We start from the raw sequence: 24,646 nt of genomic DNA, 5'->3' as shown, positions 1-24,646 counted from the left end.
GTGGTTCGGAATGCAAATGGATAACGTAGACAAACTCGTGCAAAGCTGGGTACGCGAGCGGAAAATTCCCGGCGGTGTGCTGAGCGTGGATGTAAATAACCGGTTCCGTTTTCAGAAAGCGTACGGTTCTTTTTCGGATGGCGCGGCCGAAAGAAGGATCGCTTTGGATACGATGTTCGACCTCGCGTCGCTGACCAAAGTCGTGTCGACGCTGCCCGCCGTGCTTACGCTCGTCGCGGCGGGAAAGCTTGGTCTGAACGACCGGGTGATTCAGTATATCCCGGAGTTCGCTCACAAAGAGGTGACGATTCGCCACCTGCTCATGCACAGCTCCGGCCTGCCCGCCGACCTCCCGTATGAGCCGCGAACGGCGCAAGGCCGCCGGGTGCTTGACGACGTGCTCAAGCAGGAACTGCTCGCTCCTCCGGGAACGAAGGTGCTGTACAGCGACCTCGGCATGATTTTGCTCGGCGAAATCGTTGCGCGCATTTCCGGTGAGCCGCTCGACAGGTATGTGCGCAAGGCGGTATTCGGATCGCTCGGCATGACCGAAACGCGGTTTAACCCGGATGCGTCGCTGAAGTCACGCATTGCCGCCACTGAGCTGGTGGACGGAGCCTACGTGCACGGGGAGGTGCACGACGAGAAATGCCTGCACCTCGGCGGCGTATCGGGCAGCGCCGGGCTTTTCGGCACGGCGGACGACCTCGCGAGGTATGCGCGATTTTGGCTGGAGCCGGAGAAGTTCGGCATTATCCCGGCGGAGCTGATGCGGCAGGCGACCCGCGAGCCGTTTCAAAACCGCGGTCTCGGCTGGGAAGTGCTGGAGGACCCGCAATCGCCCCCGTACAGCTGCGGCACGCTCTGGACGCCGGGCAGCTTCGGCCATACCGGCTTTACGGGAACGAGTTTGTGGATCGACCCTTCGCGTGAACTGACCGTCATCTTTTTGACGAATGCCGTCCACTTCGGGCGAAACAACCCTCTACGGCATTTGCGCCGCAGGCTGCACGACGAAATTTTCGCTTCGCTTTTTCATGCGTAAGACGGTCTGCATCCCATAGAAAAAGGAGCTGCCTATGACAGGAACAGGAATCGATCCGGCCAAGGAAGTCCGTTTGTCTGCCCCGTCCAAGCCGGCCGCAGGGAAGGGGAGGCGCAGCATGAAGCATCTTGTCCACCTCTTTTTGCTGCCGGCTCTGCTGTTTTATGCGATGTTTATGATTTATCCGATTTTCCAGGCGCTGCTGAACAGCTTTTTTTCGTGGAAGGGCCTCACCCGGGGTTCATTCATCGGCTTGCAAAACTTCATCCGTCTGTTCACCGAATCCCCGTTCAAGGAAACGTTTGTCCGTGCGCTCGGACACAACGTCATCTTTTTCATCGGCACGATGCTGGCCAAGCTGGTTGTCGCTTTTATCCTGGCGCTGCTGATCAACAGCAAAATCAGAGGCAAAGAGCTGTTCAAGACGTTGTTTTTCATCCCCAAGCTGCTGTCCGTCATTGTCGTCGGTTATTTGTTCAGCCTGATTCTTAATCCGACTTACGGCGCGCTGAACACGTTTCTCGGCGCGATCGGGCTGGAGGAGCTGGCGAAGCCGTGGCTCGGCGACCCGAACACGGCGCTGTATGCGATCATTTTGGTGAACAGCTGGTACGGACTTGGCTTTGCCGTGCTTATTTTTTTGGTCGGCCTGCAGGCGATTTCCCCGGAGGTGTACGAAGCGGCGAGAATCGACGGCGCGTCGGGCCTTACGATGGTGTACAAAATCACGGTTCCGCTGGCGATGCCGTCGATCATGATCATGTCGATTTTGACGTTTATCGGCGCGTTCGAAACGTTCGAGCTTATATTCGCGATGCAGGGTTCGTCGGGAGGCCCTTATTATTCGACGGACGTGCTCGGGCTGTATTTTTACCGGCTTGCGTTCGGATCGGTCAGCGGGGGAGAGTCGATCGGGCTGGGATCGGCGCTTGCCGTCGTATTGCTGATTCTCATTTCCGCCGCCACCGCGGTATCGATGTTTTTCTTTAAACGCAAGGAAGTCGATCATTAACAGATTTGTTCTGTCAGGCGAATATACGATCGGAGGTCATCCATGGCTCTGCGGCTTGCGCAATCGGCAAAATATGTGGTGCTGCTCTTGTTCTCGTTTATTTTCGTTTATCCGATTTTTCTGATGATCGCCTCATCCTTCAAATCGAAGCTGGAAATCATGACGCATCCGCTCGGCCTGCCGACCGGCTTTTCGCTGGAAAACTACGTGTCCGTGTGGGAGAAGGTACATTTTTCCGATTATTTCGTCAACAGCGTCTACGTCAGCGCCGTGTCGGTGGTGCTCATCCTGTTTGTCTCGTCGATGGCGGCGTTTTACATCGCGCGTTATTCGTTCCGCTGGAACGGGCTGGTGCTGATGTTTTTCATGCTCGGCCTCATGCTGCCGATGAAGCTGGCGATTTCGCCGCTTTACATGATGATGCTGAAGCTGAAGCTGCTCGATACGCTCATGTCGCTCGTCATCGTTTATGTGGCCGGGCATATATCGTTTGCGGTGTTCGTGTTTTACGGCTTTTTCCGCACGCTGCCCAAAGACCTCGACCAAAGCGCGCGCATCGACGGCTGCAGCGATTTTCAGGTGTATTACAAAATCGTGCTGCCCCTCATGAGGCCGGCGCTCGCCACGGTCAGCATCGTCGATTTGATCGCGATATGGAACGATTTCTTTTATCCGCTGATCTTTATCAAAAGCACGGAGCTTGGGACGATTCCGCTTGGCATGCTGACGCTGTTCGGCGAATATGATACGGATTGGAACCTGCTGTTTTGCGGCCTTACGCTGTCCTCGCTCCCGATGATTTTGGCGTTTCTGGCAGCTTCAAGACAGTTTATCGAGGGAATGACGACAGGAGCGGTGAAATGATGCATACATGGATTACGTTTGACCTGGACGGGACGCTGATGCAAAACCCGTTCGGGAAGTGGGTGTTTCCGGAAATCGAGGCGCTGATCTCCGAACGGCTGCAGCGGGAGTTCAAATCGACGGAGGCGCTCGTTCGCGAGCATGAGCGGCGCATGTCGCTGAACCTGACGGTGGCCGCTTACGATTGGGACGATATGGTGCGCCGGCTGCTTGGCGAACTGCAGCTCGATCTGCATATCGACGTGGAGCAGCTGGTGGTGAAACATTCCGCGTCTCCGAAAATACATTTGCTTGAGGAGTCGGTCATTCCGACGTTAAAAAAGCTGAAGGAGCGGGGCTTCAAGCTGGCGACGGTGACCAACGGCTTTTACAAATACCAATACCCCGTCATGAAGGAACTCGGCCTCGCCGAATGGTTCGACGAAATCGTTACCCCGGAAAAGGCCGGCTGCGGCAAGCCGGACGCGGGAATTTTACGCGGGCTGCGGGAGACCGGACGGATCGCGGCTCATGTGGGAGACCGGCTCGATCATGACGTTTTTTTGGCAAACGAAAGCGGGGTTTCGTCGGTACTGATTTACCGCAAGCTGCCGGATTCGCTGAAGCGGCTTCGCCCGGACGAGCGTCCGAACGAAGCCGCGTTTTTGGACATTTGCAGGGAGAAGCTGAGGAAGGAAAACCCCCATGTCGGCACGGATCCGTATCCTTCCGCCTACGTGCCGACGCACGTCATTTGCCGGATGGAGGAGCTGTCGGACTGCGTTTAAGGCTGGTCATGCGGCATGTCGTCTTGAGGATCGCCTCAAGGCGCATGCGCATCCAGCGTGAAAAAGAACCGTACGCCGCCGGGCAAATTTTCCGCTCCGAAGCGGCTTTCATGCAAGTTCAGAATGTTTCGGACAATCGCCAGTCCAATGCCGGTTCCGCCGATTTCGCTCGTTCGCGATTTTTCCACTTTGTAGAACGTATCCCAAATATGGGGCAAATCATCCTCTGGAATCGGCTCACCTTCGTTTTCCACCGAAACGAGCCATTTCCCGTCCGCCTCCGGGCGCAAAACAACCTCGATTCGTCCGCCGTCCGGCGTATGCTTGACTGCGTTGCCGAGCAGGTTGGTCAGCACCTGCTCGATGCGCAGGCGGTCGGCCCGCACGAAGGCATGCCCGCCATCCGGCAGCCTGACGGACACGTCAAGCCGCGCCGCTTTCTTTTCCGCTTCGACCGCATATTTGCGGGCTGCCGAACACACCAGCTCGTTCAGCGGAAAGTCGGAAAGGCGCAGCTTGTATTTCATCGCCTCGAGCTGCGACAAATCGAGCAGATCGTTTATAATCGCGGACATTTTCTCCGTTTCCTCCACGATCACATCCAGGTATTCGTCGCGTGCTTTTCCTTGTGCGATATTGTCCCGCAAACCTTCCGCATAACCGCCGATCAAACTGATCGGCGTTTTCAGCTCGTGCGAAACGCCGGCGACGAATTCCTTGCGCAGCTGCTCGAGCCGCTTCTCCTTTTCGATGTCGCGTTTGAGCTGCTCGTTCGCTTCGTGAAGCTGGCCGAGCGTTCGCTGCAAATTGCCGGAAAGCGAGTTGAGCGAACGCCCGAGCTGGCCTATTTCATCCTCGGTGCGAACGTCGCAGGCGACCGAAAAATCGAGCTCGGCCATTCGCAATGCGGCATGGTTAAGACGGACCAGCGGCCTGGAAATCATGCGCGAATAAATCCAGGCCAGCAGTAAAATGCCGAGAATGACAACAAACAGTGTATAAACGTAAAAGTCTTTCAGCACGGTGCCCGCTTCGCCGACGGGCTGCAGCGACAGCATGGCGACAAGCAGCCGCGGAGCCGAACCGCCTGCCGGAAGGGGCGAGATGGCAACGACGCGCGAAATCGGGCTCATTTTGTCGGATTCGTAGGCGACCGTCCTACCTTGCACCGTGACCTCGTCGTACAATTTCCGGTCGTCCAGGAATGACTTCAGCTCTTCGTTCAAGATATCGGGAAGCATCATCTCCTGAACACGTTCGGGGGATAGCATGCCGGCTTCATCCGGATTTCTGATTTTGAGAAATAAACGGATGTGAGGCGTGTTTGTCCCGAAATCGTAGACGATGTTATCCGGGTTTTTCAGGTCGGCCGTAGCGACGACTGCGTCGTAGTTGATCTCGAGCGGCGAAAACGATTGGGACAGCGTTTCGAAATCGCCCGGTGACTTGTAATGCTGCGCTTTAAACGTATCGAGAGCGGTTTTGATTTCGCTCATTTTTTTATTTTTGTAATAAGGCTCGAACCACGACAGCTGGACGAACTGCACGGCGGATAAAAACAGGGTCAGAAACAGGCACGTCACCGCAAACAACTTGAGAGAAATCGGCCATTTTTTCATTTGCCCACCTGAAATTTGTAGCCGACGCCTTTCACCGTCTCGATCATATTCGCTTTGCCTCCCAGCTTTTGTCGAAGCCGCTTGATGGTCGTATCGAGTGTCCGCTCATCTCCTTCGTAATCGTAACCCCATACATGCTCGAGCAGCTTGTCCCGGGTCAGGGCGATATTGAAGTTTTTGGCCATATACAGCAGCAGGTCGAATTCTTTCGGGGACAATGAAACCGGTTCTTCGTCCGCGCTTACGGTACGGGCTTTTAAGTCAATCGAGAGGCCATTCGCGGATAGGATGTCGTCCGGCTCGCGCTGCGTGCCAAGAAGCATTTCCTGGCGTTTGAACAACGCGCGAATTTTGGCGAGCAGCACCTGAGGGCTGAACGGCTTCGTAATGTAGTCGTCGGCGCCGAGCTCGTAGCCTTTCAGCTTGTCCTCTTCCTCGGAGCGGGCGGTGAGCATCAGGATAAGCACCCCAGACTTTGCCCGCATTTCACGGCATACGGACCACCCGTCCAAAAACGGCATCATCACGTCAAGCAAAACGAGATCGACGCCCCGTTCGTTAAAGCGCTCGAGCGCCTCCCGGCCGTTTTTGGCCAAAACCGTCTCATAGCCCCCGTGCCGCAAATAATCGTTCAGCAGCCGCTGCAGCCGTACTTCGTCCTCGACGATCAGCACCGTTTTCCCCATCGGTCCGAACACTCCTTGTCATGAATTCGGCAGTCTCTCACATTTGCCACATATTCTATCAGATCTGTCACACGGTTGTCACTTTGGAATCTTACAATGCAAATCGAGATCAATTGGCAGCTTGATCCAACCATACAAGCTCCAACCAGCAAACGAGGAGGAATGCAAATGTGAAAACTAGCAGGGCCATGGTCAAGGAGCGCTGGATTGCCGCCGCCTTTTTGTCGCCCAGCCTCATCGGCTATTTCCTGTTTTTCCTGCTGCCTTTCGGCATCGGGTTGTATTACTCGCTCGTCGACTCTCCCGTCGACGGAACCTTTGTCGGTCTGCGCAATTATGAAGAGCTGCTCGGCAACGAGGCGTTTTTGCGGGCGGCGGCGAATTCGGCCAAGTTTACGGCGGTTTGCGTACCGCTCGGCATGGCGGTGTCACTTACGCTGGCGATGCTGCTGAACTGCAGCGTCTATGTGCGAAAATGGCTTCGCCTTGCTTTTGTGACGCCGCTCGTTGTTCCGGTCGCCTCGGTCGTGCTCGTTTGGCAGGTGCTGTTTGACAGCGGCGGCGTCCTGAACGGCTGGCTGGTTACGCTTGGCAAACCGCCGGTGGACTGGATGGAAAGCGATGCGGCCATGTGGGTAATCGTGCTCGTCTATTTGTGGAAAAACGCGGGCTACAACATGCTGCTCTTTCTCGCGGGCCTGCAAAATATTCCGGCCGAATATTACGAAGCGGCTTCGCTTGACGGGGCATCCCGGTTTCGCCAATGGAGGGGAATTACGCTCATTTATTTAATGCCGACCGCATTTTTCGTCTTTATCATGTCGATCATCCATTCGTTCAAAGTGTTTCGCGAAACATACCTGATCGCCGGCGGCTATCCGCACGAGAGCATTTATATGCTGCAGCATTACATGAACAACATGTTTCGCTCGCTGGATTACCAGAAGCTGACGACGGCCGCGTTTCTCATGGCCATCGTCGTCATTGTGCTGGTGCTCGTGTTGTTCGCCGCAGAGAGACGAATCAGCCAATCGCTCGGATGACATCGGAGGGAAGCCATATGATGCGGCACATTCGCAAAAAAATCCGCACGACGCTTCCTGTGCTGCGGAAGGCGGCGCTTACCGCCTGGCTCGTTTTTCTGGCGGCCGTCCTGCTGTTTCCGCTGGCGGTCACTTTGACCAATTCGTTTATGACGAAGGGAGAAATTGAGCTGCTTTACGAGCCTCTGTCGGATACGGCGCAGCAGGCGGACAAGGAGGCGTCGGAGCGGTATGTATCGCTGAAGCCGATCCCGGAGAGAGTCAGCTTAAGCCAATATTACGAGGCGCTTGTGAACAAGCCGATGTTTTTGTTCATGTTTTGGAACTCCGTCCTGCTGACTCTGCCGATCGTGGCCGGGCAGGCGGTTGTCGCCTCGCTTGCGGCATACGCTTTTTCGTTTCTCCGCTTCCCGCTGAAGGAAGGGCTGTTTTTCGTGTACATCGTGACGATGCTGATGCCGTTTCAGGTGACGCTTGTGCCGAGCTTTATCGTAGCCGACAAGCTCGGCCTGCTGAACACGCACGCCTCGATCGTGCTGCCCGGCATTTTCGGCGCATTCGGCGTGTTTTTGCTCAGGCAGTTTATGGTGTATATCCCGTACAGCTACATTGAAGCCGCGCGGGTTGACGGGGCCGGGCACCTGCGGATTTATGCCGGCATCGTGCTGCCGATGTGCCGATCCGGGATGGCGGCGCTTTTGATTCTGACGTTCGTCGATAACTGGAACATGGTCGAGCAGCCGCTTGTATTTCTGCAGGATGCCTTGAAACAGCCGCTGTCCGTGTTTATGTCGTCGATCAACGAAGAGGAACGGGGAATCGCGTTTGCCGCCGCTTCGCTGTACATGCTGCCGATGGTGCTGCTCATGCTGCATGCGGAAAACGATTTGGTGGAAGGCATTCAGCTTTCCGGCATTAAAGGGTAAGCCGTTTTGGCGATGCAACCTGGAGAGGAGGAACCTGACATGCAAACGACGGCAGCGCATGAAGCTGTGCCTGCTGCGGACAATGCAGCGCGAAAAAAAGCGGCCCGCAGGTGGATGGCGCTTGCTACCGGCGGATTGCTGCTGCTTACGTTATTTTCCAATACGATCCTGACGTTCTCGCTGCCGACCGTTTCCGCCGAACGGCCGAAGCCCGGCATGCTCGAGCATGTCATTACGGGCAGCGCGCGGATCGAAGCGGCCGAAACTGCAGATGTTTTTTCCGAGGTCAGCTGGTTTGTGAACGAAGTATTTGTAAAAGCCGGCGACAAAGTGGAGGCGGGACAGCCGCTCGTTTCGTTCAAGACGGATACGGCGGCCGACTCCATCCGCGACCTGCAGGATCAGCACCGGCAGAAAGAGTTAAATCTCAAGAAAACCCAAGATGCTTATATCGATGCCCGGATGAAAGGGGATGACAAAGAGGTTAAGGACGCCGCCCGGCAAATCGAAAGCGCCAAGCTGGAGCTGCAGATGCTGGAGCGAAAAATCGCCCAGCTGCGCAGGCAGCTGGATACGCAAAGCGTGCTGAAGGCACCGGCCAGCGGCATCGTTGCCGAGGTTAACGCCCAGGCCGGCGGCATCATTCCTGCAGGGAAGGCAGCGGTTCGCATCAAGGACCGCAGCAAAGGCTTCTCGATGACGGTGCCGGTTGCCGAGAGCAAAGCGAAATATGCGAGCGTAGGAGAGGCGGCGGAAGTGATCGTCCCCTCATGGCAAAACGCCCGGTTGAAAGGAACGATCACGGAAATCCGCTATCCCGAATCGGCCGGGCCGGCGGCCCTGGAGAAGAAGGAAATCGTGGTGACGATGTACGACGATCGGCTGATCGGAGGGGAAACCGGGGAGCTCTCCATCACGAAAAAGGAACCGGGCGGCGCGTTTCTCGTTCCGAGCGAAGCGATACGGCAAAGCGACGGCGGGGGTTATTACGTGCTCGTGCTGAAGGAGCGCAAAGGCCCGCTCGGCACGGAATATTACGCCGAGAAGGCCGAGATCCAGACCGGCTCGTCCGACGATACGAATACGGCCGTACAGTCCGGGCTTCGTCCGACGGACCGCGTCATCGTGTCGGCAAGCAAGCCGATCGACGAAGGCAGCCGCGTCATTGCGGAAACTGCCGAGTGAGGAGGGGGGCGGCATGCGTCGAATGCGGAACTATCGCTTGCCTCTGGCGCTTGGAATTGTGATCATCGTTTGCGGGTTGTCGCTTGCGGCGGCATTGGTCCGCGAGGAGCTGGATGCATCCGGGCCGGCCGGCTGGAACAAGATCGGCATAACCGTTTACTCACCCGGCTATTCGGACGGGCAGGGCAAGATCACGGAGGACGACATTCGGGAGCTGCAGCGGCGGCTCGCCCCGCGCAAGGTGGCGTACAGCGCACGTACGCTGGATACGCTGGAAACCGAAAAAACGTCCACGCAGGCGGACGTGATCGGCGTAGGCGGCCAGTACGGCGAATTTGCCGCACTGTGGGTCACGTCGGGCAGTCCGATCACCGAACAAGCGGTCCTTGGCCGCAGCCGCATAGCCGTCATCAGTGAAAATACGGCCGAGAAACTGTTCGGCTCGCAGCGAATCGTCGGCAAGACCATTCGCATCCACGGGGAGACGTTCACCGTCGCGGGAATTTACCGCGAGCGGGAGACGCTGGTGCAGAAAATGGCTGACAACGGTGTACCGGACGTCTATGTGCCGGCAACCTCGCTGCTGGATTTGGACAGCGGCGCGGGCATCGGCACGGTGGAATGGGAAGCGGCGGACGATGCACCCATACGCGGCAAGACCGAGGCGGGGAATCTGTTAACCGCACTCGATAAAAACAAGTCGCTGTTCGGTGTGACGAACTATGCGGAGAAACGCGAGCTTGTCGGGCAAGTCCCCGCCTTATGTCTGCTCGCCGCAGCGCTTGTGTCCGGCGCAGCGAGCATGCGGCTTGGTATCCGGCTGACAGGGCGGCTGGTCGGTTTGCTGCAGGCGGTGCGAGCCGGCATGGACTGGCAGGCCGAGCTTCGCGTCAGGTGGCGGAAGGCGGTCCGGCTCGGCACAGGTCTTGCCGCATTGATTGCGCTTAACGCCGCCGTATGGCGCCTTGTCGGCTTCCGGCCTTATATTCCGCCGGAATGGATCCCGGAACAATGGATCGATATCGGCTTTTTCGCGGAAAGGATCGAGGAAAGCTGGTACGGGCAGACGAAAAAAATCGGCTATGCCGCGTCGATGAACGAGTGGCGGCTGGCGCGAATCTTCGAGCTCGTCACACTATGCGGCGGAGCCGCACTTCTGCTCGGCTGGCCCGCATACCGGCTCGGCCGGCGCATCCGCAAAACGGCGCAACGCATTGCGAGCGGATCGCCGAGCGGCCTCGCTGCTCATGCGGCGGAGCCTTCGGCTCTACCGGACACTCTTTATCCGGAGCTGCATGCGAGCTTATTGCTCGGCTATGCTGCGGCCGCAGCCGCGATATGGGCCTGCGGAGCTGTCCCGCTGTTCGATTGGCGGGAAGGGCTGGCGCTGCTTGCTTTGCTATATATCGATTGTATTCAATACGAATGGGAAGGGAAGATGCAAGATGAAACCTATTGGCAATGAAAAAAATCGCCCGGCGACCGTTTTGGCGTCCGTGCTGGCGGTGGCCTCCGTGCTGCCGCTTGCCGCTTGCGGCGCAGGTTCTGCACCGGCCGGAAGCGCCGGCGGCGGGGGAGAAAAAGGCGGCACGGTGGCGGGCAACGATCCGATAACGATCACGATTTCAGTGCCGACCTCAAGCCGTTTTCTTGAGCAGGCCAAACAGGCGTATATGGAGAAGCACCCGGGTGTGACGATCTCCATCAAAGAGTATTACGCGACACCGAAGCAGCCCGGCAACATGATGGTGCGGTCCGCGGAGGAAGACCCGAAAAACATCGAAAAATATGTCACGACCGTAAGTGCCGAACTGCTCGGAGGCAAAGCATCCGACTTGATCTTCACTTCCTATTTGCCGTACAAAAAATACGCGGAAAAAGGGCTGCTCGCCGACATCGGCGAACTGATGAAAAATGACAAATCGTTCGACACCAAAGCGTATTACGAAAACATTTTTGAGGGCGTGAAATTTAACGGCAAGCTGTACGCGCTGCCGGTCAACTTCTCAATTAACAAGCTGCTCGGCAATCAGGATGCGATCGGCAGCGAGCCGATCAACGATTCGACATGGACATGGAACGATTTCGTCAGCCTGGCGAAAAAGCTTTCGAAGGACAACAACAAAGACGGTATTCCGGACGTTTCTCCATTGAACCGGATCGAACCTGCGTTGCTCATGAAAATTATGGTAAACAGCAGCTTTGAAAAGTTCGTCGATGTCCCCGGCAAGAAGGCCAATTTCAACTCGCCGGAGTTTATCGGCCTTCTTAAGCTGGCGAAGGCGATGTACGATGAGAAGATGATTCCCGCAAGCGAAATGGCTCCCGGCTCGTCGATGTTTGCGAGTGTCCCGAATATATCGGGTTATGAGGAAATGATCATGCTGCCGCAGGCCAATTTCGGCGATAAAACAGCGATGTACAACCTTCCGAGTCAAAGCGGCGACGCCTCGCTGTCGTTTGGCTCCGGCGTTATGCTGGGCATTTACGAAAAATCGAAAAACAAGAAGGCAGCCTGGGATTTCCTAGCCTTTCTGCTCTCCGAAAACATGCAAAAACAAAGGGAGCTCGGCGGGTTCGCCGTGAATAAAAATGCTTCCAAAGCGAGGCTGGAAAGTTTAAAAACGTTCGGCACACAGCCGGGCATGAAGATGATGATAAACGGAAAAGAGATCGTGCCGAAGCCTGCCTCGCCGGAAGACATCGCACGTTTTGGGCAGACGCTCACTTCAGTCAAACGGTATGCCGAATCCGACCCTAAGGTGACGGAAATCGTGCGGGATGAGACGTCCGCTTATTTTGCCGGACAGCGTTCGGCGGAAGATACGGCGAAGTCGATTCAAAACAAGGTCGGCACGTATTTGCAGGAGTAAACTACTTCATAAAAGAGGGATTCATCATGAGCTGGGAAAAACCGCTCCGCTGCGGCGCGCTTGCCGCGCTGCTCGCATCCGGCCTGCTGCTTGGCACAATGCCGGCGCAGGCTGCGGGTGAAGCCGCCGCACAAGAGGTTGTGCCGCCGCCGGCAGCTGCGGCTGTGCCTGCGGCGGCATTGTACACACCGCGTTCCGTTGGCGAAATTGTTTTTGCGGACGGAGTTGTCGGCGAATTTTCCGATCTGTTCGTCATGTCAGGTGCCGATCCGGCCGAACGGACGGCGGTCTTTACGATGACGCTTCGTAATGCGTCCCCGGAAACGTTCGCGCTTTCGGACTATTGGATCCGGCTGACAGACAACTCGGGAGCGGAGTTTACCGCACGTTTGCTGCCTACCGAAAAGCAGGTGACCTCAATCGACGGGCGTACCGTCAAGTCGATCAAGTATTATGCGAAAATCGGCAGCGTTCCGACGGAGGAACTCAGCATCGAAGCAGTTCGTTGGGATTTCAGTGCAGAAACGTTCGAACGACTGACGGGGCGTCTCCCTATACCGGCGGACTACGAGAATACGACGCCGGCCGGCATCCCCCGCTCCTTGACGGTGAATGGGGTTACCGGCGAAATATCGGTTGCCAGGGTAAGCGGATTGGCTGAGCGGCTTTCCACGTTTACCGTCGATGTGGAGCTTGCAAACAGCGACTTGGCGGCGTTCGACGGCACGATGCTTGTATTTGCCCTGCAAAACAAGGGGGACGGTGCCGTGGTTCCTCTTGCCGCGAAAGATTTTGCGGCTTTATCCGTGCCGAGCCGGGAGAAGCGGGTTGTCCGGCTCGCAGGCAGCACTCCGAACGATGCCCGGGACGGTAACTGGAAGCTTGTCGTTTTCCAAACGTTCAAGGACAGCCAGCTGAAGGCGCCGATCTCCGCTTTCGCGCTGCCGGAAGCGGCAATCCCGTCCTTCTCCGCCGATGGAACGGGCGGCGAAACTTTTTTTCAAACGGAAGAGGGCACGTTCGGGTTGAAGCTGAATCATGTCAGACGCATGCCGTCGGAGAAGAGCGATCTGATCGTTGCCGAACTGACGCTGACGAACCGGGGAGAAACGATGTCCAGGCTGCCGCAGCTTTCGGCTTATTACCGGCTAGGCGGCGGCGTAACGCTGGAGGGGAAAACGGCGCTTTCGGAAGCGATCGGTCTTTCGCCGGGAGAAAAGGTCGGGGTTGTAGCTTACGCCAAGCTGCCTTATTATTCGACACTGGATCGGGCGGTCCTCGTTATCGGGCAAACCGATGACGACAAGCAAACGAGGGAAGTGGCCGAATTCGCCGCCGCTTTCGCTGCGATTCCGCAAATTCCGCTGGGCAGCCCGCTTGAGCTGAACGAACCCGGGTATGCGTCATCCGTCACGGTGAAAAAAGCCGATATGTATGACAGCTTGTCAGCTTCCATCGTCGCCCTGCAGCTTGAGATTGAAAACAAGGAAAACCGTTTTGTCGCGCTGCCCCAATGGATTGCTTCCATTGAAGCCGTTGACGGTACGTTATATCCGGCAGCGGTTATTGATGCCGGCGGCAGCATCGCCCCGCGCTCCAAAGCGCTGTTGACGGCGTGGGCGTACGTGCCGAAAGGCTTCGCCTCAGGCGGAGCCCGTCTGCTGCTCGGCCAGGCGCTCACCGGCGCCGGCTGGACCCGCGCCGGGGAAACGGCCGACGCATACGCGCATGCGGGCTGGCTGGAGCTTCCGAAGAGCGAATATGAGGTGCCAAAGAAGCTGGCCGAGGTTGCGCTCGCACCGTACACGATCGACTTGACCCGCATCGGAACAAGCATCAACCAAAAAACATTGACGCTCATATTCGATTACCATATCGATAAAAATCCTTTGCTGCAAGCCAATATGGAAGGGCACCGTCTCGTCGTCGCCTTTGAGGACGATAACGGCAACAAAGGGTTCGAACGTTCGTACGATTTTGCCGAAATCGATCCGGCGACGCCGCCCAAAGCGGAAACGATGACCGGGCTCCGATTGGGCAAGCACAGCGACTTCCGCATCACCGTCGAAGATACGGACCTCATGTATAAAGCCAATTTTTTAAAAACGTACACGATTCGCCTGTATGACGAGTTTCAAGGTTACCGTAAGCTGCTCGCGGAGCAGACGAACGAGTGGTTCGGTTACTCCGATTAAAATGAATGGCCTGCATCAACGCAAAAACCTCCGATCCGTCCCGGTCGGAGGTTATTTTTGGCGCATAATCTCCATCAAGCCGCCCGCTTGCTGCTGACGGTATCTTGACGCGTTGGTTGGCGCGACAGCAAAATGACGGCGACAATGATGCCAACGCCGCCCAAAAGCTGCACAAGATCCAGCGGCGTATGTAAAAAAACGGTTCCCACGAGAACGGCCGTTAATGGCTCGGCGCTGCTTAAGATGCTGGCACGGGCCGGCGGCACGAGCCTGAGGCTGTCGAGGAACAAATAGAACGGAACGATCGTGCCGATAAGCACGATAAACATGAGCAGACCGGGCAGTTGAAATGAGCCTTGGCTCCAATCAAACGACCAGGGAGGGTAGACGAAGCTCAGTCCGGCACCTCCGATGATCATGCTCCAGCCGACAACGGGCACCGCTCCCCACGTCTTCAGCAGCTTTGCCGGGTATAATGTATAAAACGCGGCGGCTACCGCCGATAAAATTCCCCAAACGAAAGCATTTGCCGTTATTTTTAACGAATGTAACGAACCGCCGGTCGTCATGAAGAACATGCCGGCCAGTGCAATCGCAAATGCCGCGAGCTCTGCGCCCCTCGGCATTTTTTTCAAACGCAAAGAAACGAAAAGGATGATGAACACAGGCCCCAAATATTGAATTAATGTGGCCGTGGCCGCGTTTCCATAGTGTATCGCCGCAAAAAACGTATATTGAACGCCCAGCATGCCGGCGATTCCGAATACAAGCAGCGTCAGTCTGTCCTTTTTGTGAGACCAAATGGAAAATGCGCTCTGCGCCCCTTGAACGACGGTTTGCAGCAGGACCATCAGAATGCCGGCGGACAGCAAGCGGAGGGATACGAGCAGACCGGGAGATGCTGCAAAATGCTGGAAAACGATCTGCGCCGCGATTCCCGACAACCCCCAGCATACGGCGGCGCTTAGAACCATAATAACCCCTTTGTTTTTCATGCTCCGTCTCCGACCTCCGCGAAATAGCAATAATAAAGATCATATACTATTGAAGCGCGGCATGCCAGAGTTATTTTAGGCATCGAAGCTGCTAAAACTCGGCCTACAAGGTCATATTTTTATCGGATCCCCGGGGTTTGGTTTCTTTGGGCCGGTTCGTTCCCATGACGATGTCCAAAACGGGGTTGGATACGCCGTACCACGTGGTTTCATCTTTATGATGATGCAGCAGATGTTTTTTCTTAAGCCATTTGCCCCACGGCGTGAGCGGCGTGATAGGGCGGTGGGATACGTAATGCTTCCATTGATAATAGAGCTGGAACCCCGATGCGCCGAACAGGACGGACCAGGTCATATTCCAGTTATATCCGGTCAAAAGCCACGTTGCCAGCAATACGATAACGTAAGAGACCATGTCGATGGAGACGGGGCCGAACAAATATTTGATATCGCTGGGAGCTTGGTGGTGGGCCACATGCCCTTTGTAGGCAAACGGCGCAATACGCGGGAACTCGTGAAGAATATAACGGTGGACGACGTATTCGACGATAATGAAGAAAAGAGCACCCGCGCAAACGGCAGCGGCAGCGCGGGCACCGCTGTATGTGACAGCAGCTCCGCAGCCGCTGACCATAACAACGGCGCACAAAAACAAGATAAGACGCTGGCTCATGAACTCCTTGACATATTTCGTCATAAGTCTTCTCTCCTTGTCTGTACAAGAATGAGTAAAGAAAGAGATAGCGACCTTGTTTTATATAAATTATACCATTTACCGCCGCCCGTTAACAACGATTCGGCCCTTGCGACAAGCCATTCGACCAGCTTCCCGCCTCAGTAAACTGTACACGGCAAAACGACAAAATATTCTTGGATGAATTCTCATTTCATAATATACTACTTAGAGAACTATGGTGCGAGGCGGTTGCCCAAAAAGAGAATAGATTCGACATACGAAGAGGATTGTCGCCATGGCAAATGTAAACCGCAAGGGGAGCGGTCTGTTTTCCCCCAGATGGACTAAAGTGTTCCGGGATTTGCTCGTAAGCAAAGGACGCTCGCTGCTGGTCGTGCTTACGATTGCGGTTGGCGTGGCGGGCATTGGCGCCGTAGGCCAAGCGGCCGTCGTTTTGAACCGGGCGATGTCGGACACCTTGCGTTCGGCGCAGCCCGCGCAAATTACGCTGTCTACGGCTCTTTTTCACGACAAGGACATTCTTGACCGGCTTCTTGAGCTTCCGGACGTCAGCGGTGCGGAAGCGTCAGCTTATTACCGAGTCAGGCTGAGCGTATCGAAAAATGGGGACGATGCTCCTGCGGCAAGCGCGTGGCAAAATTTTGATCTTTATGCGCTGCCGGATTTTAAAGGTAAACGGATTGACCGGATCTCACCCGAACTGGAGGGGGGAGGTTGGCCTCCCGGAGACGGGAGGATATTGATAGAGTGGCTTACGGCCGAAAATTTGCAGGCAAGCGTGCATGATAACGTCTGGATAGAAACGCCGGACAGCGAGCTACACCGGCTTCGCGTGGACGGAACGGTTTGGAATTCAGGCAAAGAAGCGGTAACGGTTTCCAAGGTCGGTTCCGGATTTATCACGATGGATACGCTGGAAAAGCTGGATTTGCCTTCCGATTACAATCTAATTACGATCCGGGTTCAAGGCGAGGGCACCGATATGAAGCAGCTCGAAGCGGTGGCCGCCGCATCCAGAGAGCTGCTGAAGGATCATTCGATTGAAGTGAAATCGACCTGGATCCCGGAGGCGGGCAAGCATTGGGCGTCGGATATCGTGAATTCGATGACCTCCATACTTCAGTCGCTGGGCGCTCTGGCATTGATTGCCGCAAGTTTTCTCGTCGTCAACACGATGCTCGCCATACTCGGCAGCCAGCTCAGGCAGATCGGGGTGATGCAGGTGCTTGGAGCTGAGCCTGGCAGTTTGGTGCGCATGTATTTGACGCAAGCTTGTCTGTTCGGCGTACTCGCGCTTTCGGTCGGGCTGCCGGTCGGCATGATCGGGTCCAAGGGGCTAACGAATCAATCTACCTGGCTGCTCAATTTTACAAGCGAAGGGTACGATATATCTTATTATATAGTTGCGGTGCAGGTCGTTATCGGACTGGGGCTGCCGCTTCTGTCCGCTTACATTCCCGTTGTGAAAGGGACGCGAATCAGCGTCCGCGAAGCGATAAGCGGGATACCGTCGGGGATGGCCGCCCGTTCCCGGATGGACCGAATGGTGGAAGGCATCCGGGGACTGCCTCGTCCTCTGTTGCTCTCGTTAAGAAATACGTTCCGCAAAAAAGGCCGGTTGCTTCTGACGTTGGCTTCGCTCGGACTGGGCGGAGCGATTGTCATTTCCGTCTTTAGCGTCCAGGCTTCGCTGCTAAAGGCACTCGACCAGTCGCTGCGGTATACCGAATACGACATTCGGGTAGCCACGGCAGCGCCGCAGGATCAACATGAGCTCAGCGAAATCGCCTTAAGCGTTCCCGGCGTTGTCCGGACCGAGCAGTGGGGACTTCTCCGCGCCTACCGCGTTTTTGCGGATGGGAGCGAAAGCTCCGAGCTGACCGTAGAAGCGCTGCCGGCCGATTCCGGGATGATACATCCGCAAATGCTGCAGGGGGAGTGGCTGGCTCCCGGCGAAGACGATACGCTTGTGTTCGATTCCTACTTGCTGAGAAAACATCCCGGACTGAACGTCGGCGACACCATCGCCCTTAAGATCGGCGACAAAACCAAGCTGTGGCGCATTAAAGGATTTTCGCAAAAAATGGTCGGCGAGCCGGTTTGCTATATTACAAAAGAAGGGATGCGCAGAGTGCTGGATGACGATTCGCAAGCATCTCTCGTGCAAGTGATCACACAGCGGCACGACCAAGCAGCCCAAGCTGCCGTAGAGAGCAAGCTGAAGCAAGTGGTATAATCGTTTCAAAGCGAAAGCGGCGTGTACACCGTCTTAAAAGGAATCGACCTGACCATCCGCACCGGAGAATTTGTCGCCATTATCGGCAAATCCGGAAGCGGAAAATCGACGCTGCTCAATATGATTACCGGGATCGACCGGCCAACGTCGGGAGAGGTGCGCGTCGCCGGCACGGACCTGCATACGCTGCACCCCAAACAACTTGCGCCTTGGCGCGGCATGAATATCGGCGTTATCTTTCAGTTTTTCCAGCTGCTGCCGACGCTTTCCCTGCTGGAAAATGTGATGCTGCCGATGGATTTTTGCCGCACTTATACACCGAAGGAACGCAAGGAACGGGCGTTCGAGCTGCTTCGCCAGGTGCAGATGGCCGATCACGCTCACAAGATGCCGTCCGCGGTATCGGGCGGACAGCAGCAGCGCGTTGCGATCGCCCGGGCGCTCGCGAACGATCCTCCGATTATCGTCGCCGACGAGCCGACGGGAAGTCTCGATTCGCGAACGGCCGAATCCGTATTCTCCTTGTTTCGCGATCCGGTAGACCGCGGGAAAACGGTTGTGATGGTGACGCACGACAACGATTTGGCGCATCAGGTTAAGCGGACGATTATCGTCGCGGACGGCGAAATTGTCAACGAGCATGTCGTACGGAACACAGGTTGTCGTCAATGCGCCTGAAACTTTGCGCGACCGGCAAAAGGTTACTGTAACTCCATAAATGGATAACCTGCTAAGGAATAAATAAAATCCGAAGGAGATTGCTATGTGCCGAAATATTAAAACGTTGTTTAACTTTGACCCTCCGGCAACCGACGATGAGGTTCAGGCAGCTTCGCTGCAGTTCGTAAGGAAGCTGACCGGCTTCACCGTGCCTTCGAAAGCGAACGAGGAGGCGTTTAACCGGGCCGTCCAAGACATTGCCGCCGTTGCCCGCGGGCTGCTGGATTCGCTCGTCACAAATGCCGAGCCCCGCAACCGCGAGGTCGAAATCGAGCGGGCGCGTGCCAGAAACGTAAAGCGATTCGGAGTCAAGAACGCATCGGATGCGAAAAACCCGCAGTGAATCGCCAGGCTGCGTACGGTTCGAACGCGCAGCCTGAACTTGTTCAAGCGCCCTTAACGAGATATAATAGACAAAGGTTATTGCGGAGTCAGATTCAATAGCGAAAGAGAGCGGAAACAGTATGGGACGTAAGTGGAACAATATTAAAGAAAAGAAAGCATCGAAGGATGCCAACACAAGCCGAGTATACGCCAAGTTTGGAATTGAGATTTACGTGGCGGCCAAGAAAGGCGAGCCTGATCCGGAGTCGAACCAGTCGTTGAAATTCGTGCTGGAGCGGGCAAAAACGTACAATGTACCGAAAGCGATCATCGACCGGGCAATTGAAAAAGCGAAAGGAAGCTCCGATGAAACATACTCAGAGCTCCGTTACGAAGGCTTCGGGCCGAACGGATCGATGGTCATCGTCGATGCGCTCACCAACAACGTGAACCGTACGGCTTCCGCCGTGCGTGCCGCGTTCAGCAAAAACGGCGGAAGCATGGGCGTGAGCGGATCGGTAGCATATATGTTCGACGAGACGGCGGTGATCGGGCTAACCGGCAAGTCGGTGGACGAGGTCATGGAAATATTGCTGGAAGCCGACGTCGACGTTCGCGACATTTTGGAGGAAGACGAAGCCGTTATCGTTTATGCCGCACCCGATCAGTTCCATGCGGTGCAGGAGGCTTTGAAGAAAGCCGGCATTACGGAATTTACCGTGGCGGAAGTGACGATGCTGGCGCAAAATTACGTGACGCTTCCGGAAGACTCGCAGGGACAATTTGAAAAATTGATCGATGCGCTGGAAGATTTGGAAGACGTTCAGCAAGTATACCATAACGTAGAGTTCGAAGAATAAACGACAGAAGCGGCCAAACAGGTGTTATGCCTGATCGGCCGTTTTTCTTTTTAATATGATTGATTTATCTATCTGATGATGTGTTGCAATTTGCCGCATAAAATTGACACTTTAAACTTGGAAAAGATATAGTAATATTGCTTGCCGCAAATTCGCTGTATGAATTTGCATAACTGAGCTCCTTATACCGGGAGGATACGAATGAAACTTAAGGCTCTTGTGATAGCGCCGTATAGAGGGTTGGCGGAATTAGCCTCATCTTTGGCCGAGCAATTGGAACATTTTCACGTAACGGTGGTTCAGGGCGATTTATTTGAACTGTCGTTGGAAAGCTTGAGGAAGTACGAAGAGGAAGGATATGATGTGATTATAAGCCGCGGAGGCACAGCCAAGCTGATTCGCGAACACTGCTCGCTGCCCGTTGTCGACATCAAGGTGTCGGGTTACGATATTTTGCGGCTTATCACGCTGCTTAAAGAATATAAGACGAAAATTCATATGATCGGCTTTCCGAATATTATATCGGGTGTCATTTCCGTGTCCAAGCTGCTCGAGGTACATTTCCCGCACACGATCATCCATGAGCAGGATGAAGTGGTCGGTGCGTTGGAAGATGCAAAGAAAAGCGGAGCGCTTGTCATCGTAGGAGGCTCCAATACGGTACGTCTCGCCAAAGAGATGGGATTGCAGGGCGTTTTGGTCACTTCAGGACGGGAATCGGTGCTTGAAGCTTTCGAGCATGCCCAAAACATGTGTTATTCGATCAAACATTATCAAGCTGAGAACAAGCTTTTGCAAGGTTTGTTGAACGGGATGGACACGGGAGCGGCGGTTGTTGACCGAAACGGTGAACTGAAGCTTTGCAATGCAAGCTTCTCGAGTCAGCTTAAACTAAGCGGAAACGGTCTACCGGCAAGCCGCGCCTTCAGCGAAAAATATCCCAAGGCGGCAAGTTTGCTGCAAAAAGCATCGAAAAAAAGAGAAGCCGAAGCTTCTTTTGAGTTTTTGGACAGCACCTACAAACATAAAGTAGTGATTGTTCCTCAGCCGCAATACCAGGAGGAGCAGCTGTATCATCTTTACGTTCACCCTGTTCCGGAGGGTGAATTCGATATAAAGATTCAAAATCTGGCAGGTTTTCTCGGCAGCTTTCCACCTCTTATCCAATCGCTGCCCGATTTTAAAGAAGCGATTGCCGCGGCATGGGATCATGTCGGCGAACACAAACCGTTAACCGTCTATGGCGAACAAGGGACCGGCAAGCGGATTTTGGCCGGCGCCATTTCCGACAGATTAGGAGTTGAAAGCGAGCGTTTGCTTGAAGTGTCTGTGGTGCGCGGTTCGGAAGAAGCATTCGAGCATTTGAAGCTGCTGATGGAAGATCTTCCGCGGCAAGCCCTATGTTATATTCGCGGGCTGGAGCGGTTCTCACCGAAACTGCAGCGGAGGCTGGCGGAAATATTCCGAAAATCGGAAGCGCATCTGATTGCGTCATTCGAGAAGCAGCCCGGCCGATTGCTGGAGGAAGGGCAGCTCGATGCGGATTTGTATGATTTGATGTGTAAAATTACGGTCGGCATGAAGCCGTTGCGCGAAAATTTGCAGGAGCTGGAGGAGCTGGTGCGCATTTTTATCGCTGAAAACAACGAGAAATACGGCAAACAAGTTGTCGGCATCCGGTCCGCCGTTCTTGAAGTGTTTTATGAGCAGCCGTGGAAAGGTAATTTGATCGAGCTCAAGGATACCGTGAAGGAGCTTGTAAAATCGTGCACCGGCGAATATATCGACGAAGAGACGTTTGCTTTGCTGCAAAGGCAAAAAGCGGAGCAGCAGCAGGCGGGCGTCGGGAAAACGATCAATTTGAACCAAACGTTTCAGGAAATACAGAAGGATATTATTCAAATCGTGCTGCAGGAAGAAAACATGAACCAGTCGAGAGCGGCGAAACGGCTTGGTCTGAATCGCTCCACCTTGTGGAGAATCTTAAAAGAGCAAACGTAGGCAGCGGCAAGGTTCTGAAAAAAAGTGAAACGCGAAGTCTTGCGTCCTAAGGTCAGAGGGGAGTTTCCGGCCGTAGGACTTTTTTTACGGAATAAACTGTTGCAAATAACAACAATAAATTATTATATGTATAATAGTTCAAGAAAAGTGTTGTTAAAACGACCGTAATAAATATAATAATGATAGCAAGGATTTGAATGTCTTGCGTGGTTAAAAGGAACCTATGGTTCGGAGCGTAATAGGGAAGCAGCGACAAGGAGTTGAGGAAATGAAAGCGTTGTACCGGTTTCAAACCGCAAATCATATCGCGGCGGGACAAAATTCGCTTCAACAGCTGTGCGATCACCTCCATTTAACGGGAGTCCCGGTAAAATCGGTTTTAATCGTCACGCAGCCTTCGATTATAAAGCTCGGTGTCATTGACGAGATCGTAAGGCAGCTGTCCGGCAAAGGGATACATGCCGATGTGAATACCGGTGTCCTTCCGGAGCCGACGGTAGGAAATATCGAAGAGGTTTTTGCAGGTATAGCCGATATAACTTACGATGTTTTGATCGGTATCGGAGGCGGAAGCGTGCTCGATACGACGAAAATTTTATCCGTCTTGAAAACAAACGATTGCTCGGTGCGGGAGCTTTTGGGGACGGATCTGGTCAAAAAGCCGGGCATTCCGACCGTTCTTGTTCCGACCACTTCGGGGACGGGAGCGGAGGTGACTCCCAATGCGATAGTGACATTGCCTGAGGAAGAATTGAAGGTAGGGGTTATCAGCAAATTTTTGCTGCCTAAGTTGGTTATCATCGATCCGGTATTGACATTGGGCTTGCCGAAGCCGATTACCGCTGCAACGGGAATGGATGCGTTCACTCATTCCCTGGAATCGTTTATTTCCAACAAAGCGAATCCGATAAGCGATATGTTTGCCTTGGAATCCATCCGGTTAATCTCATCCGGTATTGTTGAGTCATATCAGAACGGCTCCAACAGTATAGATGCCAGAGAAAAAATGATACTCGGCTCCATGTATGGCGGCATGGCTTTGACGGCTGCGGGTACGGCCGCCGTGCATGCGCTGGCGTATCCTTTGGGAGGCAAGTTCAAAATTGCTCACGGCGTCGCCAATTCGATGCTTCTGCCTCATGTTATGAGCTTTAATATGGATGCCACTGCAGACCGGCTTTCCTTGGTGGCGGAACCTATGGGAATCCATGTTCAAGGCGGATCCGCTTTGCGTGCAGCCGAGCGGGTAGTGGAGCGAATTGCGGAGTGGACGAACCTGTTGGAAATTCCGCAGGATTTAAGAAGTTTCGGAGTGAAGCGGGAAGATGTTCCGGAACTCGCTGTATCCGCTTCCAAAGTAACGCGTTTATTAAATAATAATCCCAAGCCGCTGAACTTGACGGATATCGAATCGATTTATCTTAAACTATTGGTTTAGCTTTTTTGAAACTCAAGAAAGGAGAAACGATTCCGTTATGAAAGTGGCGCTGTTCGAGCTTCCCAATATTATCGCAATGCCGCATATCGCCGGCTACACCAGCGGCGCTATTAATACGCTCAGCATGACCTGCGTGAAAAATATCATCGATGTGCTTATTAACAAGAAAAGACCGCAGCATGTCGTCAACGGGTTATAAGGCGGTATGTTACGATATCAACCATGAGGAGGAGCTCATTTGTTAATTCCAAAAGGCATCATTCCCGCTATGGTGACACCGTTCACCGAGGAATATAAGCTGAACGAGCCCGCATTGCGGCAAATGGTCAACAAGTTTATCGATGCGGGGGTACACGGGTTATTCGGTTTGGGTACGAACGGCGAGTTCTTCTCATTAACCGGCGAAGAAAAAATTCGCATTGCCGAAATCGTGGTGGATGAGGTCAAAGGAAGGGTCCCCGTATATATCGGAGCGGGTGGAATCAGTACGGAAGAAACCGTCCGCCTGACCAAGAAGCTGGAGGAAATCGGCGTGGATGCCGTTTCGGTCATAACCCCTTACTTTTTGACCTTTACGCAAAAAGAACTGCTCGACCATTACAAAACATTGGCCGATTCCACGTCCTTGCCGATCGTGCTGTATAACATTCCTGCGCGAACCGGAAATCATTTGCAGGCGGGTACGGTCAAGGAGCTGTCCAAGCTGCCGAATATCGTCGGCATTAAAGACAGCAGCGGGAGCTACGATCATATTTTGGCCTACATCCAAGAGACCGATCCCGAGACGTTCTCGGTATTGGCCGGGACGGACTCTTTGATATTATCGACCTTAATGGCCGGCGGCCAAGGAGCGATCGCCTCGACGGCCAATGTGTTTCCTGAAGAGGTGGTTTCGATTTATTCGCACTGGAAGCAAGGGGAGCTGGCGAAAGCGGAAAAGGCTCAGCGGGTGCTCCGCAGCCTCCGCAGCGCTTTTGCACTGGGGACGCTGCCGTCGGTGCTTAAGGAAGTGCTGAACATGATCGGAGTTCCGGCCGGACCTTCGCGAAAACCGGTAGGCGAGCTGTCCGCCGAAGTGAAGGGGCAGCTGGAAAAGATGGTTCAAACCTATCGTGAACAAGGCTTTTTGAAGCAGGCGTAACTGCTCAAGGGCGAATAAC

The 24,646-nt window shown here is 54.5% G+C and carries 22 protein-coding genes; 18 read left to right on the top strand and 4 right to left on the bottom strand.

Features of this window, described 5'->3' with window-relative positions; all coding sequences use genetic code 11:
• The first annotated feature begins 10 nt into the window (after positions 1–10).
• From MYS68_RS12210 to MYS68_RS12195, 4 genes are read left to right on the top strand one after another with little or no spacing between them, the layout of a single operon-like run.
• Positions 11–1,045 (top strand): serine hydrolase domain-containing protein, encoded by a 1,035-nt coding sequence (locus tag MYS68_RS12210; protein WP_248926099.1) that lies wholly within the window; start codon positions 11–13, stop codon positions 1,043–1,045.
• Between the two features lie 34 nt (positions 1,046–1,079).
• Positions 1,080–2,057, top strand: coding sequence for a carbohydrate ABC transporter permease (locus MYS68_RS12205; RefSeq protein ID WP_338043569.1), 978 nt, complete (start codon positions 1,080–1,082; stop codon positions 2,055–2,057).
• Positions 2,058–2,099: 42 nt separating this feature from the next.
• Complete coding sequence (locus MYS68_RS12200; RefSeq protein ID WP_248926098.1) at positions 2,100–2,921, top strand: carbohydrate ABC transporter permease; 822 nt, start codon at positions 2,100–2,102, stop codon at positions 2,919–2,921.
• The gene (locus tag MYS68_RS12195) at positions 2,918–3,688 is read left to right on the top strand and encodes an HAD family hydrolase (RefSeq protein WP_248926097.1); all 771 of its coding nucleotides are present in this window, start codon (positions 2,918–2,920) and stop codon (positions 3,686–3,688) included. Before MYS68_RS12200 ends, MYS68_RS12195 begins: the two co-directional genes overlap by 4 nt.
• Before the next feature lie 35 nt (positions 3,689–3,723).
• On the opposite strand, the gene MYS68_RS12190 is transcribed toward MYS68_RS12195, so the two are convergent.
• Both MYS68_RS12190 and MYS68_RS12185 read right to left on the bottom strand, forming a co-directional pair.
• A complete protein-coding gene (locus MYS68_RS12190) occupies positions 3,724–5,307 on the bottom strand; it encodes a sensor histidine kinase (RefSeq protein WP_248926096.1) in 1,584 nt (527 codons plus the stop codon).
• The gene (locus MYS68_RS12185; protein WP_248926095.1) at positions 5,304–5,993 is read right to left on the bottom strand and encodes a response regulator transcription factor; all 690 of its coding nucleotides are present in this window, start codon (positions 5,991–5,993) and stop codon (positions 5,304–5,306) included. Before MYS68_RS12185 ends, MYS68_RS12190 begins: the two co-directional genes overlap by 4 nt.
• 188 nt (positions 5,994–6,181) lie before the next feature.
• Between MYS68_RS12185 and MYS68_RS12180 the strand changes: the two genes are divergently transcribed.
• The 6 genes from MYS68_RS12180 to MYS68_RS12155 are packed head-to-tail and all read left to right on the top strand — an operon-like array spanning position 6,182 to position 14,215.
• A complete protein-coding gene (locus tag MYS68_RS12180; protein ID WP_248930891.1) occupies positions 6,182–7,036 on the top strand; it encodes a carbohydrate ABC transporter permease in 855 nt (284 codons plus the stop codon).
• A gap of 17 nt (positions 7,037–7,053) precedes the next feature.
• Positions 7,054–7,962 carry a carbohydrate ABC transporter permease gene (locus MYS68_RS12175; protein WP_248926094.1) on the top strand — a complete coding sequence of 303 codons (909 nt, stop codon included), beginning with the start codon at positions 7,054–7,056 and terminating at the stop codon, positions 7,960–7,962.
• A gap of 39 nt (positions 7,963–8,001) precedes the next feature.
• Positions 8,002–9,147: an efflux RND transporter periplasmic adaptor subunit gene (locus MYS68_RS12170; RefSeq protein ID WP_248926093.1), complete on the top strand. Its 1,146-nt coding sequence runs from the start codon at positions 8,002–8,004 to the stop codon at positions 9,145–9,147.
• A gap of 13 nt (positions 9,148–9,160) precedes the next feature.
• On the top strand, positions 9,161–10,612 hold the full coding sequence (locus tag MYS68_RS12165; RefSeq protein WP_248926092.1) for an ABC transporter permease: 1,452 nt from the start codon (positions 9,161–9,163) through the stop codon (positions 10,610–10,612).
• A complete protein-coding gene (locus MYS68_RS12160; protein WP_248926091.1) occupies positions 10,593–12,020 on the top strand; it encodes an ABC transporter substrate-binding protein in 1,428 nt (475 codons plus the stop codon). The genes MYS68_RS12165 and MYS68_RS12160 overlap by 20 nt, the downstream gene beginning before the upstream one ends.
• Before the next feature lie 26 nt (positions 12,021–12,046).
• On the top strand, positions 12,047–14,215 hold the full coding sequence (locus MYS68_RS12155) for a hypothetical protein (protein ID WP_248926090.1): 2,169 nt from the start codon (positions 12,047–12,049) through the stop codon (positions 14,213–14,215).
• Positions 14,216–14,289: 74 nt separating this feature from the next.
• Here the strand turns inward: MYS68_RS12155 and MYS68_RS12150 are convergent, their stop codons facing one another.
• Entirely contained in the window at positions 14,290–15,210 is a 921-nt protein-coding gene (locus tag MYS68_RS12150) for a DMT family transporter (RefSeq protein ID WP_248926089.1), read from the bottom strand.
• 103 nt (positions 15,211–15,313) lie between these two features.
• Positions 15,314–15,907 carry a sterol desaturase family protein gene (locus MYS68_RS12145; protein WP_248926088.1) on the bottom strand — a complete coding sequence of 198 codons (594 nt, stop codon included), beginning with the start codon at positions 15,905–15,907 and terminating at the stop codon, positions 15,314–15,316.
• Between the two features lie 274 nt (positions 15,908–16,181).
• On the opposite strand from MYS68_RS12145, the gene MYS68_RS12140 reads away from it, so the two are divergent.
• From MYS68_RS12140 to dapA, 8 genes are all read left to right on the top strand, one after another.
• The gene (locus tag MYS68_RS12140) at positions 16,182–18,143 is read left to right on the top strand and encodes an ABC transporter permease (RefSeq protein ID WP_248926087.1); all 1,962 of its coding nucleotides are present in this window, start codon (positions 16,182–16,184) and stop codon (positions 18,141–18,143) included.
• Positions 18,144–18,164: 21 nt separating this feature from the next.
• Positions 18,165–18,821, top strand: coding sequence for an ABC transporter ATP-binding protein (locus tag MYS68_RS12135; protein ID WP_248926086.1), 657 nt, complete (start codon positions 18,165–18,167; stop codon positions 18,819–18,821).
• A gap of 85 nt (positions 18,822–18,906) precedes the next feature.
• Complete coding sequence (locus MYS68_RS12130; RefSeq protein ID WP_248926085.1) at positions 18,907–19,206, top strand: DUF2277 domain-containing protein; 300 nt, start codon at positions 18,907–18,909, stop codon at positions 19,204–19,206.
• Positions 19,207–19,327: 121 nt separating this feature from the next.
• Positions 19,328–20,047 carry a YebC/PmpR family DNA-binding transcriptional regulator gene (locus MYS68_RS12125; protein ID WP_248926084.1) on the top strand — a complete coding sequence of 240 codons (720 nt, stop codon included), beginning with the start codon at positions 19,328–19,330 and terminating at the stop codon, positions 20,045–20,047.
• A gap of 201 nt (positions 20,048–20,248) precedes the next feature.
• Positions 20,249–22,048, top strand: a complete 1,800-nt coding sequence (locus MYS68_RS12120; protein WP_248926083.1) for a sigma-54-dependent Fis family transcriptional regulator — start codon at positions 20,249–20,251, stop codon at positions 22,046–22,048.
• A gap of 268 nt (positions 22,049–22,316) precedes the next feature.
• Positions 22,317–23,486 carry an iron-containing alcohol dehydrogenase gene (locus MYS68_RS12115; protein WP_248926082.1) on the top strand — a complete coding sequence of 390 codons (1,170 nt, stop codon included), beginning with the start codon at positions 22,317–22,319 and terminating at the stop codon, positions 23,484–23,486.
• A 37-nt stretch (positions 23,487–23,523) separates the two neighbouring features.
• Positions 23,524–23,685, top strand: coding sequence for a hypothetical protein (locus MYS68_RS12110; protein ID WP_248926081.1), 162 nt, complete (start codon positions 23,524–23,526; stop codon positions 23,683–23,685).
• A 39-nt stretch (positions 23,686–23,724) separates the two neighbouring features.
• Positions 23,725–24,627, top strand: coding sequence for a 4-hydroxy-tetrahydrodipicolinate synthase (gene dapA, locus MYS68_RS12105; RefSeq protein WP_275983466.1), 903 nt, complete (start codon positions 23,725–23,727; stop codon positions 24,625–24,627).
• The last annotated feature ends 19 nt before the right edge of the window (positions 24,628–24,646 follow it).

Origin of the sequence: Paenibacillus hamazuiensis, from assembly GCF_023276405.1 — a bacterium.
GTDB classification, from domain to species: domain Bacteria; phylum Bacillota; class Bacilli; order Paenibacillales; family NBRC-103111; genus Paenibacillus_AF; species Paenibacillus_AF hamazuiensis.
The sequence above is the reverse complement of the archived record's forward strand: the minus strand, read 5'-3'. Positions and strand labels throughout refer to the sequence as shown.

Coding starts and splice junctions, on each gene's coding strand:
- MYS68_RS12210 (WP_248926099.1), top strand. CDS start 11: ATGCAAATGGATAACGTAGACAAACTCGTGCAAAGCTGGGTACGCGAG.
- MYS68_RS12205 (WP_338043569.1), top strand. CDS start 1,080: ATGACAGGAACAGGAATCGATCCGGCCAAGGAAGTCCGTTTGTCTGCC.
- MYS68_RS12200 (WP_248926098.1), top strand. CDS start 2,100: ATGGCTCTGCGGCTTGCGCAATCGGCAAAATATGTGGTGCTGCTCTTG.
- MYS68_RS12195 (WP_248926097.1), top strand. CDS start 2,918: ATGATGCATACATGGATTACGTTTGACCTGGACGGGACGCTGATGCAA.
- MYS68_RS12190 (WP_248926096.1), bottom strand. CDS start 5,307: ATGAAAAAATGGCCGATTTCTCTCAAGTTGTTTGCGGTGACGTGCCTG.
- MYS68_RS12185 (WP_248926095.1), bottom strand. CDS start 5,993: ATGGGGAAAACGGTGCTGATCGTCGAGGACGAAGTACGGCTGCAGCGG.
- MYS68_RS12180 (WP_248930891.1), top strand. CDS start 6,182: ATGGTCAAGGAGCGCTGGATTGCCGCCGCCTTTTTGTCGCCCAGCCTC.
- MYS68_RS12175 (WP_248926094.1), top strand. CDS start 7,054: ATGATGCGGCACATTCGCAAAAAAATCCGCACGACGCTTCCTGTGCTG.
- MYS68_RS12170 (WP_248926093.1), top strand. CDS start 8,002: ATGCAAACGACGGCAGCGCATGAAGCTGTGCCTGCTGCGGACAATGCA.
- MYS68_RS12165 (WP_248926092.1), top strand. CDS start 9,161: ATGCGTCGAATGCGGAACTATCGCTTGCCTCTGGCGCTTGGAATTGTG.
- MYS68_RS12160 (WP_248926091.1), top strand. CDS start 10,593: ATGAAACCTATTGGCAATGAAAAAAATCGCCCGGCGACCGTTTTGGCG.
- MYS68_RS12155 (WP_248926090.1), top strand. CDS start 12,047: ATGAGCTGGGAAAAACCGCTCCGCTGCGGCGCGCTTGCCGCGCTGCTC.
- MYS68_RS12150 (WP_248926089.1), bottom strand. CDS start 15,210: ATGAAAAACAAAGGGGTTATTATGGTTCTAAGCGCCGCCGTATGCTGG.
- MYS68_RS12145 (WP_248926088.1), bottom strand. CDS start 15,907: ATGACGAAATATGTCAAGGAGTTCATGAGCCAGCGTCTTATCTTGTTT.
- MYS68_RS12140 (WP_248926087.1), top strand. CDS start 16,182: ATGGCAAATGTAAACCGCAAGGGGAGCGGTCTGTTTTCCCCCAGATGG.
- MYS68_RS12130 (WP_248926085.1), top strand. CDS start 18,907: ATGTGCCGAAATATTAAAACGTTGTTTAACTTTGACCCTCCGGCAACC.
- MYS68_RS12125 (WP_248926084.1), top strand. CDS start 19,328: ATGGGACGTAAGTGGAACAATATTAAAGAAAAGAAAGCATCGAAGGAT.
- MYS68_RS12120 (WP_248926083.1), top strand. CDS start 20,249: ATGAAACTTAAGGCTCTTGTGATAGCGCCGTATAGAGGGTTGGCGGAA.
- MYS68_RS12115 (WP_248926082.1), top strand. CDS start 22,317: ATGAAAGCGTTGTACCGGTTTCAAACCGCAAATCATATCGCGGCGGGA.
- MYS68_RS12110 (WP_248926081.1), top strand. CDS start 23,524: ATGAAAGTGGCGCTGTTCGAGCTTCCCAATATTATCGCAATGCCGCAT.